The organism is Aquabacterium sp., from assembly GCF_041909175.1.
Classification (GTDB): Bacteria; Pseudomonadota; Gammaproteobacteria; order Burkholderiales; family Burkholderiaceae_C; genus Aquabacterium.
Genome location: NZ_JAYRDZ010000003.1, coordinates 215,058 through 228,649 on the forward strand (window position 1 = coordinate 215,058; position 13,592 = coordinate 228,649).

18 protein-coding genes are annotated in these 13,592 nt (G+C 63.1%); 8 read left to right on the forward strand and 10 right to left on the reverse strand.

The window, feature by feature from the left end; all coding sequences use genetic code 11:
* Positions 1-2: 2 nt before the first annotated feature.
* From ACE3PH_RS06010 to ACE3PH_RS06030, 5 genes are read left to right on the forward strand one after another with little or no spacing between them, the layout of a single operon-like run.
* Positions 3-263, forward strand: a complete 261-nt coding sequence (locus ACE3PH_RS06010) for a hypothetical protein (RefSeq protein WP_374317088.1) — start codon at positions 3-5, stop codon at positions 261-263.
* A 27-nt stretch (positions 264-290) separates the two neighbouring features.
* Positions 291-1,445, forward strand: a complete 1,155-nt coding sequence (locus tag ACE3PH_RS06015) for a DegT/DnrJ/EryC1/StrS family aminotransferase (protein ID WP_374317089.1) — start codon at positions 291-293, stop codon at positions 1,443-1,445.
* 22 nt (positions 1,446-1,467) lie between these two features.
* The gene (locus ACE3PH_RS06020) at positions 1,468-2,319 is read left to right on the forward strand and encodes an SIR2 family protein (protein WP_374317090.1); all 852 of its coding nucleotides are present in this window, start codon (positions 1,468-1,470) and stop codon (positions 2,317-2,319) included.
* 45 nt (positions 2,320-2,364) lie between these two features.
* The gene (locus ACE3PH_RS06025) at positions 2,365-2,661 is read left to right on the forward strand and encodes a 2Fe-2S iron-sulfur cluster-binding protein (RefSeq protein ID WP_374317091.1); all 297 of its coding nucleotides are present in this window, start codon (positions 2,365-2,367) and stop codon (positions 2,659-2,661) included.
* A gap of 23 nt (positions 2,662-2,684) precedes the next feature.
* Positions 2,685-3,044, forward strand: a complete 360-nt coding sequence (locus ACE3PH_RS06030; protein WP_374317092.1) for a hypothetical protein — start codon at positions 2,685-2,687, stop codon at positions 3,042-3,044.
* A gap of 63 nt (positions 3,045-3,107) precedes the next feature.
* Here ACE3PH_RS06030 and ACE3PH_RS06035 read toward each other — a convergent pair whose 3' ends face one another.
* Both ACE3PH_RS06035 and ACE3PH_RS06040 read right to left on the reverse strand, forming a co-directional pair.
* Positions 3,108-3,368, reverse strand: a complete 261-nt coding sequence (locus ACE3PH_RS06035; RefSeq protein ID WP_374317093.1) for a zinc ribbon domain-containing protein — start codon at positions 3,366-3,368, stop codon at positions 3,108-3,110.
* A 57-nt stretch (positions 3,369-3,425) separates the two neighbouring features.
* Positions 3,426-3,998: a hemerythrin domain-containing protein gene (locus tag ACE3PH_RS06040; RefSeq protein WP_374317094.1), complete on the reverse strand. Its 573-nt coding sequence runs from the start codon at positions 3,996-3,998 to the stop codon at positions 3,426-3,428.
* A gap of 112 nt (positions 3,999-4,110) precedes the next feature.
* Between ACE3PH_RS06040 and asd the strand changes: the two genes are divergently transcribed.
* Positions 4,111-4,971: an archaetidylserine decarboxylase gene (gene asd / locus ACE3PH_RS06045; protein ID WP_374317095.1), complete on the forward strand. Its 861-nt coding sequence runs from the start codon at positions 4,111-4,113 to the stop codon at positions 4,969-4,971.
* 9 nt (positions 4,972-4,980) lie between these two features.
* Here the strand turns inward: asd and ACE3PH_RS06050 are convergent, their stop codons facing one another.
* Positions 4,981-5,871, reverse strand: coding sequence for a pseudouridine synthase (locus ACE3PH_RS06050; protein WP_374317096.1), 891 nt, complete (start codon positions 5,869-5,871; stop codon positions 4,981-4,983).
* Positions 5,872-6,071: 200 nt separating this feature from the next.
* On the opposite strand from ACE3PH_RS06050, the gene ACE3PH_RS06055 reads away from it, so the two are divergent.
* Positions 6,072-6,746 carry a TetR/AcrR family transcriptional regulator gene (locus ACE3PH_RS06055; RefSeq protein WP_374317097.1) on the forward strand — a complete coding sequence of 225 codons (675 nt, stop codon included), beginning with the start codon at positions 6,072-6,074 and terminating at the stop codon, positions 6,744-6,746.
* Positions 6,747-6,822: 76 nt separating this feature from the next.
* A complete protein-coding gene (yegQ, locus tag ACE3PH_RS06060; protein ID WP_374317098.1) occupies positions 6,823-8,199 on the forward strand; it encodes a tRNA 5-hydroxyuridine modification protein YegQ in 1,377 nt (458 codons plus the stop codon).
* Positions 8,200-8,231: 32 nt separating this feature from the next.
* Here the strand turns inward: yegQ and ACE3PH_RS06065 are convergent, their stop codons facing one another.
* From ACE3PH_RS06065 to ACE3PH_RS06095, 7 genes are read right to left on the reverse strand one after another with little or no spacing between them, the layout of a single operon-like run.
* Positions 8,232-10,145, reverse strand: coding sequence for a radical SAM protein (locus ACE3PH_RS06065; protein ID WP_374317099.1), 1,914 nt, complete (start codon positions 10,143-10,145; stop codon positions 8,232-8,234).
* A gap of 20 nt (positions 10,146-10,165) precedes the next feature.
* Positions 10,166-11,077, reverse strand: coding sequence for an ADP-ribosyl-[dinitrogen reductase] hydrolase (gene draG, locus ACE3PH_RS06070; RefSeq protein ID WP_374317100.1), 912 nt, complete (start codon positions 11,075-11,077; stop codon positions 10,166-10,168).
* A complete protein-coding gene (locus tag ACE3PH_RS06075; protein ID WP_374317101.1) occupies positions 11,070-11,882 on the reverse strand; it encodes an NAD(+)--dinitrogen-reductase ADP-D-ribosyltransferase in 813 nt (270 codons plus the stop codon). The genes draG and ACE3PH_RS06075 overlap by 8 nt, the downstream gene beginning before the upstream one ends.
* A gap of 22 nt (positions 11,883-11,904) precedes the next feature.
* The gene (locus tag ACE3PH_RS06080; RefSeq protein WP_374317102.1) at positions 11,905-12,072 is read right to left on the reverse strand and encodes a hypothetical protein; all 168 of its coding nucleotides are present in this window, start codon (positions 12,070-12,072) and stop codon (positions 11,905-11,907) included.
* Entirely contained in the window at positions 12,053-12,355 is a 303-nt protein-coding gene (locus tag ACE3PH_RS06085; protein ID WP_374317103.1) for a hypothetical protein, read from the reverse strand. The genes ACE3PH_RS06080 and ACE3PH_RS06085 overlap by 20 nt, the downstream gene beginning before the upstream one ends.
* Positions 12,356-12,371: 16 nt before the next feature.
* The gene (locus ACE3PH_RS06090; protein ID WP_374317104.1) at positions 12,372-12,980 is read right to left on the reverse strand and encodes a hypothetical protein; all 609 of its coding nucleotides are present in this window, start codon (positions 12,978-12,980) and stop codon (positions 12,372-12,374) included.
* A gap of 27 nt (positions 12,981-13,007) precedes the next feature.
* The gene (locus ACE3PH_RS06095; RefSeq protein ID WP_374317105.1) at positions 13,008-13,442 is read right to left on the reverse strand and encodes a group II truncated hemoglobin; all 435 of its coding nucleotides are present in this window, start codon (positions 13,440-13,442) and stop codon (positions 13,008-13,010) included.
* Positions 13,443-13,592 lie beyond the last annotated feature (150 nt).

The following is a 13,592-nucleotide window of genomic DNA, read 5'->3' on the forward strand; positions in this document are numbered from 1 at the left end:
GCATGAGCATCACCACCGAACAGCTCGATACCGCAGTCAAGGTGCTGGGGGAAGCCGCCAGTGTGCGGGCAGCCGCAGCCGCATTGCGCGAGCAGATGGCCCCCCTGCACGTCACGGTGCTCGATGCCTTCGACATGCGCCGTGAGACGCCTGCGGCCCGTGTAGCAGACCGCGCGCTGTATCTGATGTCAACCGACGGGCACTGCTGGTCCGTCACGGTCGAGCCCGCCCAGGCTTCGGCCTTCGTGCTGACGCAGGCCTGATCCGGGACCACCTCAAGGAGTCACACCATGGAAGAAGAACTCGACTGGATCGCCTTGTCGGACCCCGACGTCACCACGGACGAACTGGAAGCCGTGGTGATGTCCCTGCGCAGCAGCGACCTGTCCGGCGGGCCGGTCGTGCAGGCCTTCGAAGAAGCCTATGCCCGCTGGTTGTCGCGGCCCCATGCCGTGGCCGTGACCAGCGGCACATTGGGCCTGTGCCTGGTGCTCAAGGCCTGGGGCATTGGCCCGGGCGACGAGGTCATCACCACGGGCTATGCCTGGCACCAGATCGCCCACGCCATCGACATCGTGGGAGCCACCACGGTGCTGGCCGACATCGATTACTGGTGCGGCTGCATCGACCCGGTGAAGGCGGCAGAAAAAATCACGCCGGCGACCAAGGCCATTCTGGCCAGCAACATCAATGGCCACCCGGCAGACTGGGCCGCGTTGCGTGAACTGGCTGACCGGCATGGCATCAAGCTGATCGAAGACAGCACCGAAGCCATTGGCTCTCGCTACCAGGGGCAGCTCGTGGGCAGCTTTGGTGACGCGGCCATCTTCGATTTTTCGCAGCCCTCCGCCCTGTGCTGTGGGCAGGGCGCCATGGTGGTGACCGATGATGCCCATCTGGCCAGCGAGGTGGGCTACCTGCTCGAGCGCAAGGTGAAAGACCGGACCTCGGTCTCGGTGGGTAGCCGGGTGCCCTGGCAGGCCACCATGAGCGATCTGGATGCCGCCCTGGGCCTGGCGCAACTGGGTCGCATCGACGAGATCCTGACCAAGCGCAAGCAGGTGGAAGCCTGGTACCACCTCGAAATGCAGAGCTTCGAAGGCATCAAACCACCGTACCTGGCCGAGCACATCGACGAGGTGCACTGGATGCTCTACAAGATCCACCTGGGCAAGCGCTTCACCGGCAGTGCCCGCAACCAGATCATCGACGACATGGACTCGAACGCGGTGGAGTGCGCCATTTACTGCATGCCACTGCACCAGCAGTTCCATTACCAGCAGCAAGGCAACAAGCGTGGGCAATTGCCCAACACCGAGCGCATTGCAGACCGCTCGATGTGCCTGCCTTTCCATGCCCACATTGACCAGGATGAAGTCAAGTTCATCGTCAAGACGCTCAAGGATGCCTCGGTGAATGTCGGGGCCGGGGCGGCCATCTACTGACATCGCAAACCGGAGCACCCCCATGACCGTGACCACCGCCCCCGCCGCCACCGACACGTGGCTGACCGACATCCAGCAAGGGCTGCAGGCCCGCCGCATCGTGCCCTATCTGGGGCCGGGCGTGCTGAGCCTGATTCCCGAGCCCCTGGTGCCGACGACACCGGAAGCCCTGGTGGCCAGGCTGGTGGTCAAGGCCACCGTGCCGCACAAGATTCGCAATCGGCTGACCCAGGCGGCGCAGTTCATCGAGAACTTCAAGCACCGCAAGACCATCGTGACCCTGATGAACGAGGCCTTCACGGCGGTACCCGAGCCCAGCGCATTTCACCGCTGGCTGGCCCGCACGGGGGCACCGCTCATCGTTGAGAGCTGGTATGACGACACCTTGACCAAGGCTTATGAGCTGGAGCGTCCGCAAGGGGACTGGGGACAGGCGCAAGGCCTGTCGCAGTCCGAGCACTTTGGCACGTGGACGGCCTTCTATGACGCACAGGGCCAACTGGCCGAGTCGTACGGGAAGGACTGGAGTTCGCTGGTGTACCGACCGATTGGCGGTCACAGCCCGGCAGGCAACTACCTGGTGTCGGACTCCGACTATGTCGAGGTGCTGACCGAGATCGACATCCAGACCCCGATTCCGACCGAGGTGCAGACCTTGCGTACGGGCAAGTCTTTCCTGTTCCTGGGCTGCCGCTTCAACGACCAGCTGACCCGCAGCTTTGCCCGCCAGATCATGAAGCGCTCCAGCGATCGGCACTGGGCTGTGCTGCCCGAGCCGCCTACCCGCATGGAGGCGCGCTTCCTGGAAGAAAACAACGTGACCCGCATTGATCTGCCTCTGGCCGAAGTGGCAGCCATGCTGGCCACAGCCTGAACACATTTCCCCCCTGTCTTTGATCTTGCACACAAGGAGAAAACCATGACGACCCTCACGATCATGCCAACCGGTATCACGTTTGAAGCTGAACCCGGTAGCACCTTGCTGGCTGCCCTGAAGGCAGCTGGCGCCACCATCATGAGCAAATGCGAAGGCAAGGGCCAGTGCGGTGCCTGTCATGTCTTCGTGCATGAAGGCCGCAAGGGCCTGTCCAAGATTCAGCGCACGGAAAATGAAAAGCTCGACACCATGGTGGGCGTGGGTTCGAAGTCCCGTCTGGCTTGTCAGGCCACGCTGGGCGAAGAGCCCGTCACGGTGGAAGTGCTGACCTTCGTTTGAGACTGGCAGGGCTTTTGACAACCATGTACGGTGCTGCCTTGCTGAAGACCATCGATGAAACCGGGGTCGCGGTGCTGACCCTGACAGAAGGTCTGGAAGACTCGGAACTACTCGCCTCCCGCCTGACCCGCGGCGAGGTTGAGCGCCAGTTCAAGTTGCTGGCCATGGCGGCCAGTGGCCTGCCGGAGACCTGGCGCAGTCAGTTGCCCGAGGTGGACTGGGACGGCCTGCAAGGCTGTGCCATCACGCTGGATGGCCCACGCGGTGCCGAGCTGGATGAGGCGCTGGTGTTTGCCGCGCGCTCACTGGTGCCGGCCACCTTGATGTGGATGCGTGTCTACCGGCAGCAGCAACCCCAGCTGTTTGCCATGACCATCGCCTGACCAACACGGAAGCCACCCGCTGACACAGAGGGTGGCTTCTGGCGTGGGCAAGCAGCAGGTGTGTCAGGACAGCAGCTTGCTGCGTTCCTTCTGGCTGTAGTTGCTCATGTGCCCCTCGGCCGCCGCTCGTTGCCGAGCAGCCTTGAGGATGGCGGCACTTTTGCCTGGTGCTGCAGGGGCCGTGACGCACTTTTCCAGATTGGTCGATCCGCACTTCGGGCAGGTTGGCACGGTTGACGACCGCACCAGCAGTTCGAAGTGGTTGTCACAGGCGGGGCAGTGGTAGTCGTACAAAGGCATGGTGTTTTGTCGGGATTCCGACATCCGTTGCGGTGACACCTGCTTCAGTGCAAGAACAATGCCGCGCCTGTGGTCAAGCAATCAGGCAGTCTGGGCCGCCTCAGGGCGTGCAGATGCGCGGCGGCGCTCGGACATCTCGCGGCCCATGCCGTGCAGATCCCAGGCCGCGATGCGGGCCTTGGCTTCCGGGTAGATCAGCGATTCTTCCAGTGCCATGTGATCCTGATACAGCGCCGCGAACACTGGAATGCCGTGAACCAGTTGGTCCAGGTCATACCAGGTGTAGCCCGCTGCAATCGATTCCAGTTGGGGCGCCAGTTCCAGCCAGTCCTCTTCGATCCAGCCATGGTCCTGAATCAGTCGGCGGGTGGCTTGAACCAGTTCATCGTCACCGCTGGACAGGAGGGTAGGGAACACATGCTTTTCTTCGTCCAGGTGGTGCTGGCGTGCTGTGTTCGAAAAGAATTGATAGATGTCTTGAGCCAGAGCCTGGGTCTGCCCATCGACGCCGCGCTCCTGCAGCATCTCGACCAGTTCTCCCAGGCGCTGCAAGGCAAGCACCATTTGCTGGTGACAGGCATCCAGTACATCAAACGGCTGAATGGCGAGGCCGCGACGGCCCAAGATAGCGGTGATATCGAGGTTGGTGGACATGTCAGCTCCTTAGGGACATTACTGAGTTCATTCTGATCAGGCAGGTGTTCACCGGCTTGCGTTAGGTCAAGCCCGATAGAATCGGCGCCATCCAGTCATCCGGGTTGTCATCGTGTCTGACCGTCTCTTCGTCCTGTCCCAGTATGTGTTGCCCAAGCAGTTGCTCACCGAATTGGCCGGGCGTCTGGCCTCTGCCAAGGGCGGCAAGCTGACCACCCATGCGATCCGCTGGTTCATCGGTCGATATGGGGTCAACATGGCCGAGGCGGCCAACCCGGATCCGGCCAGCTACAGCACCTTCAACGAGTTCTTTACCCGACCATTGAAGTCGGGTGCACGGCCTCTGGCTGCAGCAGCACAGGTGTGTCCCGTAGACGGTGCCATCAGCCAGTTCGGGCCCATTGAAAAAGACCAGATCTTCCAGGCCAAGGGGCACAGCTATTCCACGACGGCCCTGGTAGGCGGTGATGCCGAGTTGGCGCGGCAGTTTGAAGATGGTCGCTTCGCGACGATCTACCTCAGCCCGCGTGACTACCACCGCATCCACATGCCGTGCGATGGGCGCTTGCGCCGCATGATCTATGTGCCAGGTGAGCTGTTTTCGGTCAATCCCGCCACGGCCCGCGGTGTGCCCGGTCTGTTTGCCCGCAACGAGCGGGTGGTGTGTGTGTTCGACACGGCCGAAGGCCCCATGGTGCTGACATTGGTGGGCGCCACGATCGTGGGCAGCATGGCCACGGTGTGGCATGGCACCATCAACCCACCGCGCAGCCGCGAGGTCCGGGAGTGGCGTTACGACGATCAGCACATCGAGCTCAAGCAGGGCGACGAGATGGGCCGCTTCATGCTGGGCTCTACCGTGGTTTTGCTGTGGCCGAAGGCTCCTGCCAGCCAGGCCGCGTTTCACCCTCAGTGGGCGCCAGGCAAGGCCGTGCGCATGGGTGAAGCCATGGCGGGGTTGCCGACAGCCTGATGGCGTGTGTCAGGTCGGCGCAAGGGCGAGCTGTCGCTGGCTCTCGAACCGCCGTGTGACACCTGAGTACGGATCGACAAAGCTCAGTTCGCGCGCCAGCAACTGCAAGGGGCGCGTGTAGTCAGGTATGCCGTCTGGCAGCAGCACCGGATAGATGAGGTCGTTGATGATGGGCACGCCCAACGCATGCATGTGGGCGCGCAACTGGTGCTTTTGACCGGTGCGGGGGCGCAGGCGATAGTGCGCGCAGGCACCGGTCCGTGCAATCAGCTCGACGGTGGTTTCGGCATTGGCTTCGCCATCCACTTCCTGCATGGCCATGAACCGCTCGCTTTCAACCAGTCGGCTGCGATAGGTTTGCGGCAGGACCAGGTCATCGCGCCAGGGGGCAACTGCTTCGTAGGTCTTGCTCACCAGGCGATCACGGAACAGGGCCTGATAGGCGGCACGCGTGGCCGGTTGCACGGTGAACACCACCAGCCCGGCTGTGTCGCGGTCGATCCGGTGCATGGGCACCAGGGTGTCGATGCCCAGTTTGCGCTTGAGACGGACGAGTAAGGTTTCCTGCACATAGCGGCCTGATGGCACGACGGGCAGAAAGTGAGGCTTGTCAGCCACAACCAGGAAATCGTCCTGAAAGACGATGGTTTCCTCGAAGGGTATGGCTGGTTCGTGCGCCAGTTTGCGGTAGTAGTAGACCGTTTCCCTAGCCGGGTAGGGCGTCTCTGGCGGGAGTGCCTGGCCTTGGGCGTCAAGGACTTCGCCAGCGTGCATGCGGGCGGCCCAGTCTTCGCGGGTGACTGCAGGCAGCTTGTAGCAAAGGTAGTCCAGCAGGGTGGACCAATGGCCGGGTGGCAGGCACAGCCGGCTGGGGCTGACGCCGTTGATGGTCGGGAGCATGGCGCAAGACGATATCAGCACGAAACCGTTTGCGTACGGTTCGTGCAAGTCGCAGAAATGTGGTTTCCCGTTATCGGAAATGAGAATTACATCGCTACAGTTCGGTTCTGGTCAACATAAACCGCCTCCAATTATACACGTAAGTTTACGGTACCCATGGAGGCGGCTCCGTCACATCTGATCTGTCACGAGCAGTCTGTATGAGCATCGAAAAGAACAACACCGCGGCGGCAGTCACGCCGCGTCGCCGCAAGAATCCGGAAGCCAAAGCGGCCTTCCGTGATGAGGTGGTGGCCATTGCTCGGCAACTTTTCGCCGAGGAAGGGTTTGAAAGCGTCTCCCTGCGCACGATTGCTGCGCGCGCAGGGTGTTCGCCCATGACCCTGTATGTGTATTTCCCCAACAAGCTGGCCATGTTGCGCTTCATCTGGGCTGACATCTTCAAGGCGGTTTTCGCCGAGATGGAAGCGGCCATGGCCGTGCAGCCCGATGCCGCGTCCAAGCTGCGCGCCTATGGTCTGGCCTGGTTCCACTACTGGTTGGCGCACCCGGAAAACTACCGGGTGGTGTTCATGAACCAGGACGAAGGCACGTACCACGCCAAAGCGGACCAGGACGGTCTGGATCAGCCCTTCTTTGCCGATGGCGAGTTGGCGATGTCCCATCGTCGCTTGCTGGCCGGTGTGTTCGAGGAAGGCATGGCGAAGGGACAAATCCGCCAGATGGCCTCGGAGCGGTGTGTGCAGGTCTTCCTGGCGCAGTTGCTGGGTGGGGTGCACGGCATCATCACCGTGCCTGAATTCAACTGGGATCCGGTGGATGCGCTGACGGTCGACCTCGTAGAGGCGAGCGTACGCAGCTTCCGTCCCGACTGAGCCCGTCAGCCGCCCATGTCCTGCCGGCAAATACCCATGCTGGCAGGGTGGCGTGGCCGCGGGCACAATGGCGCCCATGACCACCCGACCGACTCCTGAACTGCTGCTTCCCGCCGGCTCGCTCGAGAAGATGCGCGCCGCCTACGATTTTGGCGCCGATGCCGTCTATGCCGGCCAGCCACGCTATTCCCTGCGTGCCCGTAACAACGAATTCCGCCTGGAGCAGTTGCAGCAGGGCATTCAGGAGGCCCATGCACGGGGCAAGAAGCTCTACGTCACCAGCAACCTGATCGCGCACAACGACAAGGTGCGCACCTACCTGCGTGACATCGAGCCGGTGGTTGCCATGAAACCGGACGGCATCATCATGGCCGACCCGGGTCTGATCATGATGGTGCGGGAAAAATGGCCGGAGGTGCCGATTCACCTCTCGGTGCAGGCCAACACCACCAACTTTGCGACGGTGAAGTTCTGGCAGAAGATGGGCGTGCAGCGCATCATCCTGTCTCGCGAACTCAGCCTGGACGAGATCGAGAAAGTGCGCCAGGAATGCCCGGACATGGAGCTGGAGGTGTTCGTGCACGGGGCACTGTGCATTGCTTACTCGGGGCGCTGCCTGCTGTCGGGCTATTTCAACCGCCGCGACCCCAACCAGGGCACCTGCACCAATGCCTGCCGCTGGGAATACAACACCTATCAAGGCACGCAATCGTCCGACACCGGTGAGGTCATCCCCATCAAGCTGGAAGGGGACTTCAATTTCGCCAAGGAACAGGAAGATGCCGAGAAGGCGTTTTCGGCCTGCGGTGATGGCAAGCGGCATCCCGCGGCCGATCAGGTCTATCTGATCGAGGAAGCGGGCCGCCCTGGCGAGCTCATGCCCATCATGGAAGATGAGCATGGCACCTACATCATGAACTCGAAGGACCTGCGTGCGGTCGAGCACGTCGAGCGTCTGGCGAAGATCGGTGTCGACTCGCTGAAGGTGGAGGGGCGCACCAAGTCGCTGTACTACGTGGCCCGTGTGGCCCAGGTCTACCGTCAGGCCATTGACGATGCGGCGGCGGGGCGTCCGTTCAACCCGGATCTGCTGCTGCAGCTCGAAGGCATGGCCAACCGCGGCTACACCGGCGGTCTGCTGGAGCGTCGTCCCGCGCAGGACTATCAGAACTACATCGTCGGGCACTCGCAGTTCCAACGCAGCCAGTTTGTGGCCGAGGTGCGCGGCATTGACGATGGCTGGGCTGAAGTCGAGGTCAAGAACAAGTTCTCCGTGGGGGACACCATCGAGGTGATCCACCCGCAGGGCAACGAGATCATCCAGCTGGGCGCCATGCGCAACATGGATGGCGAGCCCATCGAGGTGGCTCCCGGCAGCCCGCTGCACGTGCGCATCCCGCTGGACGCGCGTTACAAAGGGGCCTTGCTGGCCCGCATGCTCAACGCCGCCTGAGGCGACGGCCTGCGCCATGAGCGGGCGGGCGATCAGGCCCGTCGGCTCAGGGCCCGCTCGATGAAGTGGCGAGGCACCGTGGGTTTGGGCACACGCACGTTGAACCAGCTGCGGACATCGGTGTCGAGGCAGATGCCGTGCATATAGTTGTAGATCGCCTTTTTCAGCGCCTGCCCCATGGCATCGTGGTCGGTGCCGGTCGGGTCGATGAAGGCGATGTCGTTCTTCGCGAAGCTGACCGGCGGCAGGGCCTGCAGGGTGATGCCGTAGTCCTCGGGGTTCAGGCCGACAGGAGAGTGCACCGTGCAAGCAAACCGGTGGAAGAAGCCAGACTGGATGCAGCCTTGCTCGAAGAGCTGGCGCACGTATTCCAGGGCGTCGACCGTGTCCTGCACGGTCTGGGTGGGGAAGCCGTACATCAGGTAGGCGTGTACCAGGATGCCGGCCTCGGTGAACGAGCGTGTCACCTGGGCCACCTGTTCCACCGATACGCCTTTTTTCATCATGGCGAGCAGGCGGTCAGAGGCCACCTCCAGGCCGCCTGAGATGGCGATGCAGCCGCTGTCGGCCAGCTCTTCGCACAGCTGGGGCGTGAACGATTTTTCGAAGCGGATGTTGCCCCACCAGGAAATGCCCAGGTTGCGGCGCTTCAGTTCGGCGGCCAGGGCCCGCAGGGCTTTCGGGGGCGCAGCTTCGTCCACGAAGTGGAAGCCTGTTTGCCCGGTTTCCTCAACGATGGCCTCGATGCGGTCGACCAGCACCGAGGCGTTGGCGCCCTCGTAGCGCGAGATGTAGTCCAGGCTGACGTCGCAGAAGCTGCACTTTTTCCAGTAGCAGCCGTGGGCCACGGTGAGCTTGTTCCAGCGCCCGTCCGACCACAGGCGGTTCATGGGGTTGAGCATGTCCAGCAGCGACAGATAGCGCTTCAAGGGCAGCCCGTCCCAGGTGGGGGTGCCCACTTCCGCGAAGGGCACGTCGGGTTCCGGCCAGTTCATGTAGCGCACGGCGCCGGAGTCCGCCTCGCGTACGAAACAGCGCACCAGACGTTCGCGTGAACGTTCGCCGTGCAGGTGCTCCAGCAGGGCGATCAAGGGGCGCTCGCCAGCGTCCAGCGTGACGAAGTCCATGTAGTCGAACACGCGCGGTTCGCTCAGTTCGCGCAGTTCGGTGTTGACGAAGCCTCCGCCGAGCGAGGTGATGATGCTCGGGTCATGTGCCTTGATGAACTGCGCTATGCGGAAAGCGGCGTACACAGAGCCCGGAAAGGGCACGGACAGCAGCACAAGGCGAGGGCGGTGACGCTCGAGCGCCTGCAAGGTCAGGTCGCGCAGCGTCTCGTCGACCAGGGTCAGTGGGGCCGACAGGGCTTGGGCCAGTGGCTCGAAGGTGGGCTGACTGGCGGCCAGCGATTCGGCGTAACGCACGAACTCGAAGCGGGGGTCGACGGCATGCTTGATGACATCGGCGAGATCGTTGAGGTAGAGCGTGGCCAGGTGCTTGGCGCGGTCCTGCATGCCCAGGGCACCGAAGGCCCAGGCCAGTGAGTCGCCCCCTTCCTCGTCGACGTAGGCCTCGAGGTTGTCGAAGCGGGGGCCTTCGGGCAGAAAGGCACGGTTGCAGATGCGGTGACCCAGGGTGGGGTCGTCTCCCTGCAGGAAAGCGATGACGCGGTCAATGGTGCGCAGGTAGTCGTCGACATGCTCGACAAAGAAGGCGACCGTGCGCGAGGCGTGAGCCTGACCGGATGCCTGGATGTGCTCATGGATGGCCTGCAAACCGGTGCGTGACAGCATGCGCAGCACGGTGGCCAGGGCCAGGTCTTCCTGCACGGCATCCACCCCGCGCGAACGCAGGAAACCCGTCAGGTAGGCCGTGGACGGGTAGGGGGTATTGAGCTGCGTCATCGGGGGGATGACGGAGAGGACGCGGAAATCAGGGCTGGGCATGCCCAAATTGTGCCAGTCAGCTAGACCGCAGGGAGTGCCAACAGCTGTCGGACCTGTTGTTCGATGGCCTGGCGGACCTGGGGCTTGAGCGCCTTCAGCCAGCGTGTCGGGATACCCTGCAGGCCTGAGCGCGCGCCGGCCAGCATGCCGGCAAGGGCCCCCGTGGTGTCGGCATCGTCGCCGCGGTTCACGGTGGCCACCACGCACGCTTCGAAGTCGGGCTCCTGCAGCACGAAGTGCAGCACGGTCTGAACCGTGTCGACGATGTAGCCGGTGGCCCGCCCAGGGTAGGGGTCAAACCGGAAGGCCGGGTACTGCGCCACCAGTTGGGCGGCACGCTCGGGCATGCGTCGGGATGCGGTCTCGGGTGCGAGGATCCAGTCCCGCACCATGTGGCCCAGACACAGCGTGGCGGCATCGGACAAGGGATGGTGGTGGGTGAAATGCGCCTGCTCGATCGACCAGCGCTCAAAGGCAGCCGAGCTGTGCAGCGTGGCCAGCACCACAGGCAGGTTGCGCATCAGCGCCCCATTGCCTCCATCGCCTTCGCGCAGCGGTCCTTCCAGCGAGCCGTCGCCCATGTAGCGCCGGATGCCCCGACGGCAGGTGTTGCCGCAGTCGACCGGCCCCTGGCGCAACCACTCGACCCAGGCTTGTGCCACATGGGGCATGGACCAGCCCTGTGCGTCGACCATGGCCTGGCCCAAGGCGAGCGACATGGTCGTGTCGTCGGTGACGTCGCCGGCGGGCAGTTTCAGCCAGCCTCCGCCGGTGATCTGGTCGTGCACCCGGTATTGGTAGGCAATTTCGCGGGGCGTCATGAACTCGACCGTGGCACCCAGCGCGTCACCGATGGCCAGCCCCAGATACGCGGCCAGGGCGCGGTCGTGCACCGAGCCGGCAGGGATGGTGTTGGCTGAGGGCTCAGACATAGGATGCCTTGACGCGGTAGGCCCCGCCCAGCGCAATCACTTCGCTTTCGCCGGCGAGCAACGACTTGCCGAGCAAGCCGGGGAAGAACAGCAGCTTTTGCACGGGCACATCGGTTTCGAGGATCCAGTCGCCAAACATCTCGGCTTTCTCGCGCGACAGCGCAAAGGAGTTGAGGTTGTTGAGCAGCAGCACGCACTCGCGTTCGCGCAGGCTGCCAGCAAGCAGTCGGTGTTCGCGCAGGTTGTTGACCCCCCGCCAGACCTTGATGCGGGTCCGGGCGGGCAGCCCGAAGCGGCGTGCACACCATTGGCAGAATTCGAACAACAGATCGAGTTGCTGGTTGATGTTGTTGTTGTGAAAGCGACTGGTGTACTTCTCTTCGATGTAACGCATCCAGGCTGCCGACGGGTAGTGATCCAGCAGTTCGTGGTGGAAGGTGGGCGCCAGGCCAAAACGGCTTTCCACCCAGCCCTTGAGCACGGAACCCTGGGGGCTGTTGGAGTCAAATCCCCAGCCTTCCAGCACCTTCAGGTAGCTGCTCTTCCAGCGCAGTTGTTCGGCACGGTTGCGGGCATCCGGATCAGGGCGCAGACCAAAGGTGATGCTCATGAAATGGCGAAACACGTCGCTGGCTTCCTGCAGGTCGGACACGGTGTCGAGCACCTTGAACAGGCCGAGTGCCGATTCCCGGGTGCCGTGGATGCGCAACCGAACCGCGTGCTCGTTGAAATCGACCGAGCCGATCAGACCTGGTGGCACCCCCACCAGGTTCGTGCCTGTATTCAGCAGGGGCCAGTCGAACATGGATGACACGCGGGGCTGGGATTCAGGCCTTGTCGGGGTGGCAGGTGGCAGAGGGGTGTGCGGCAGCACAACCTTCGAGGGAACGAGGGCCTTCACTGGCTGCCGGGCGCAAGCCGACCCAGGCTGCCACGGCATCGGTTTCGAAGCCGACCATGTAGCTGGTGCAGCCATCAGCTTGCGTCACCGACATCAGGGGGGCGGCGAATCAACAGGGGTTCGTGCAGCATCAGGGCCAGGGCCTCATCGGCCCCGAGGTGGGCTGGCTGGACTTCACCCGACTTCACCCTTGGCGCAGCCATGTTGAACCAGCGCGGCACGGGCAGCGAGCCGAAATAGCCGAGCAGGCGTTCGGCCGTCCAGGGCTCGGCCAGCAGGTTGCGCACATCCAGCGTGTGGCCCGCTTCGGTGAGCATGATCTTCTGGCGGGCGTTGCCGCCACAGCCAGGTTTCTCGTAGAACACGATGTGGGCCATGGGTGCTCCTGCGGTCTCAGACCGGGCGGTTTTCGTTCGGGTTGCGCACAGGGCCCATCAGCTCCAGCCCCTCGCTGTAGGTGATCATGTCGAAGGTGATGTCGAACTTCATGGCGGCCTCGGCGATGACGTCCAGCTTGGTGCCGGTGTCCATGCGCTTGAGTTCATTGCGGTCCAGGTAGAGCAGTTCCAGCAATTCGTTGTAGACCGTGGCCTCGTCGATGGGCAGCACATAGAACATGGCGCCCTTGTAGGGCACCTGGTACTTTTTGCTCAGGTCGATGTTGTTGCAGAACAGGAAGTACTTGCCGCCAGCTGTGAGGGCCGTGCCCAGCACCTCGGCCACGTCCTTCAGATGCTCGAAGGACAGCAGGTAGCCCGCCAAGAAAGGGATGGTCTTCTCGCCAGCCTGGGCAATGGCCATCACCTGGTCGCAGGTCAGCTCGGGCGGGCGGGCTTCATCGGCCATCTGGGTGGAAAAGCGCAGCGCCAGTTCTCCACGGAAGCCGAAGCGGCCCGGCTTGCCGGTGGGTGCCTTCAGCACCGGGTTCTGCAGGCGCTTTTGCGCCTCAAGGGGCCCGAAGGCGGTCTGGTCGATCGTGGGCTTGTCGGTGACGGCGCTCATGGCATGTACTCCTGTCAGGCTGGTGACTCAGTGGGGACGGTCGTTGCGGATGAAATCGGCGGTCTTGAAAAAGGCCTGCATCAACTGGGCACGCAAGGCCTCGTCAGCGACCACTTCATCGAGCGCGCCTTTCATGCACAGCATCCAGGCGTCGCGCTCGGCCTCGCCAATGGGAAACGGCATGTGGCGGCGCCGCAGGTGAGGTTGCCCGCGCTCGGCTGAATACACGCGCGGGCCACCCAGCCACTCGCTGAGAAACAGCCTCAGCACAGCCTTGGTATGCGAGAGATCGGGCTCGTGCATGGCGCGGATGCCGGCGGCTTGCGGAAGGGTATCCATGAGCCGATAGAAGGCATCGACCAGCGCGGCCACAGCCGGTTCACCACCGATCTTCTCGTAGTGCGGATTGACCGGCGCAGCCAGCTTGAGGCCGGCTTGGGGAGGTTTGTCGTGCGTGTCCATGCGCACGGATGCTGCAAACGCCGTACCAGCGTTGTGTGGGCCGGCACATCACCGACCAAAGCGCACGGATTACCGAGTGGCGATGTCCTTTCTGCCACGGGGTGTCGGTGTGCTTGAGCGCATTGGGCGTGTCCGACAGGTCTGTTTTGT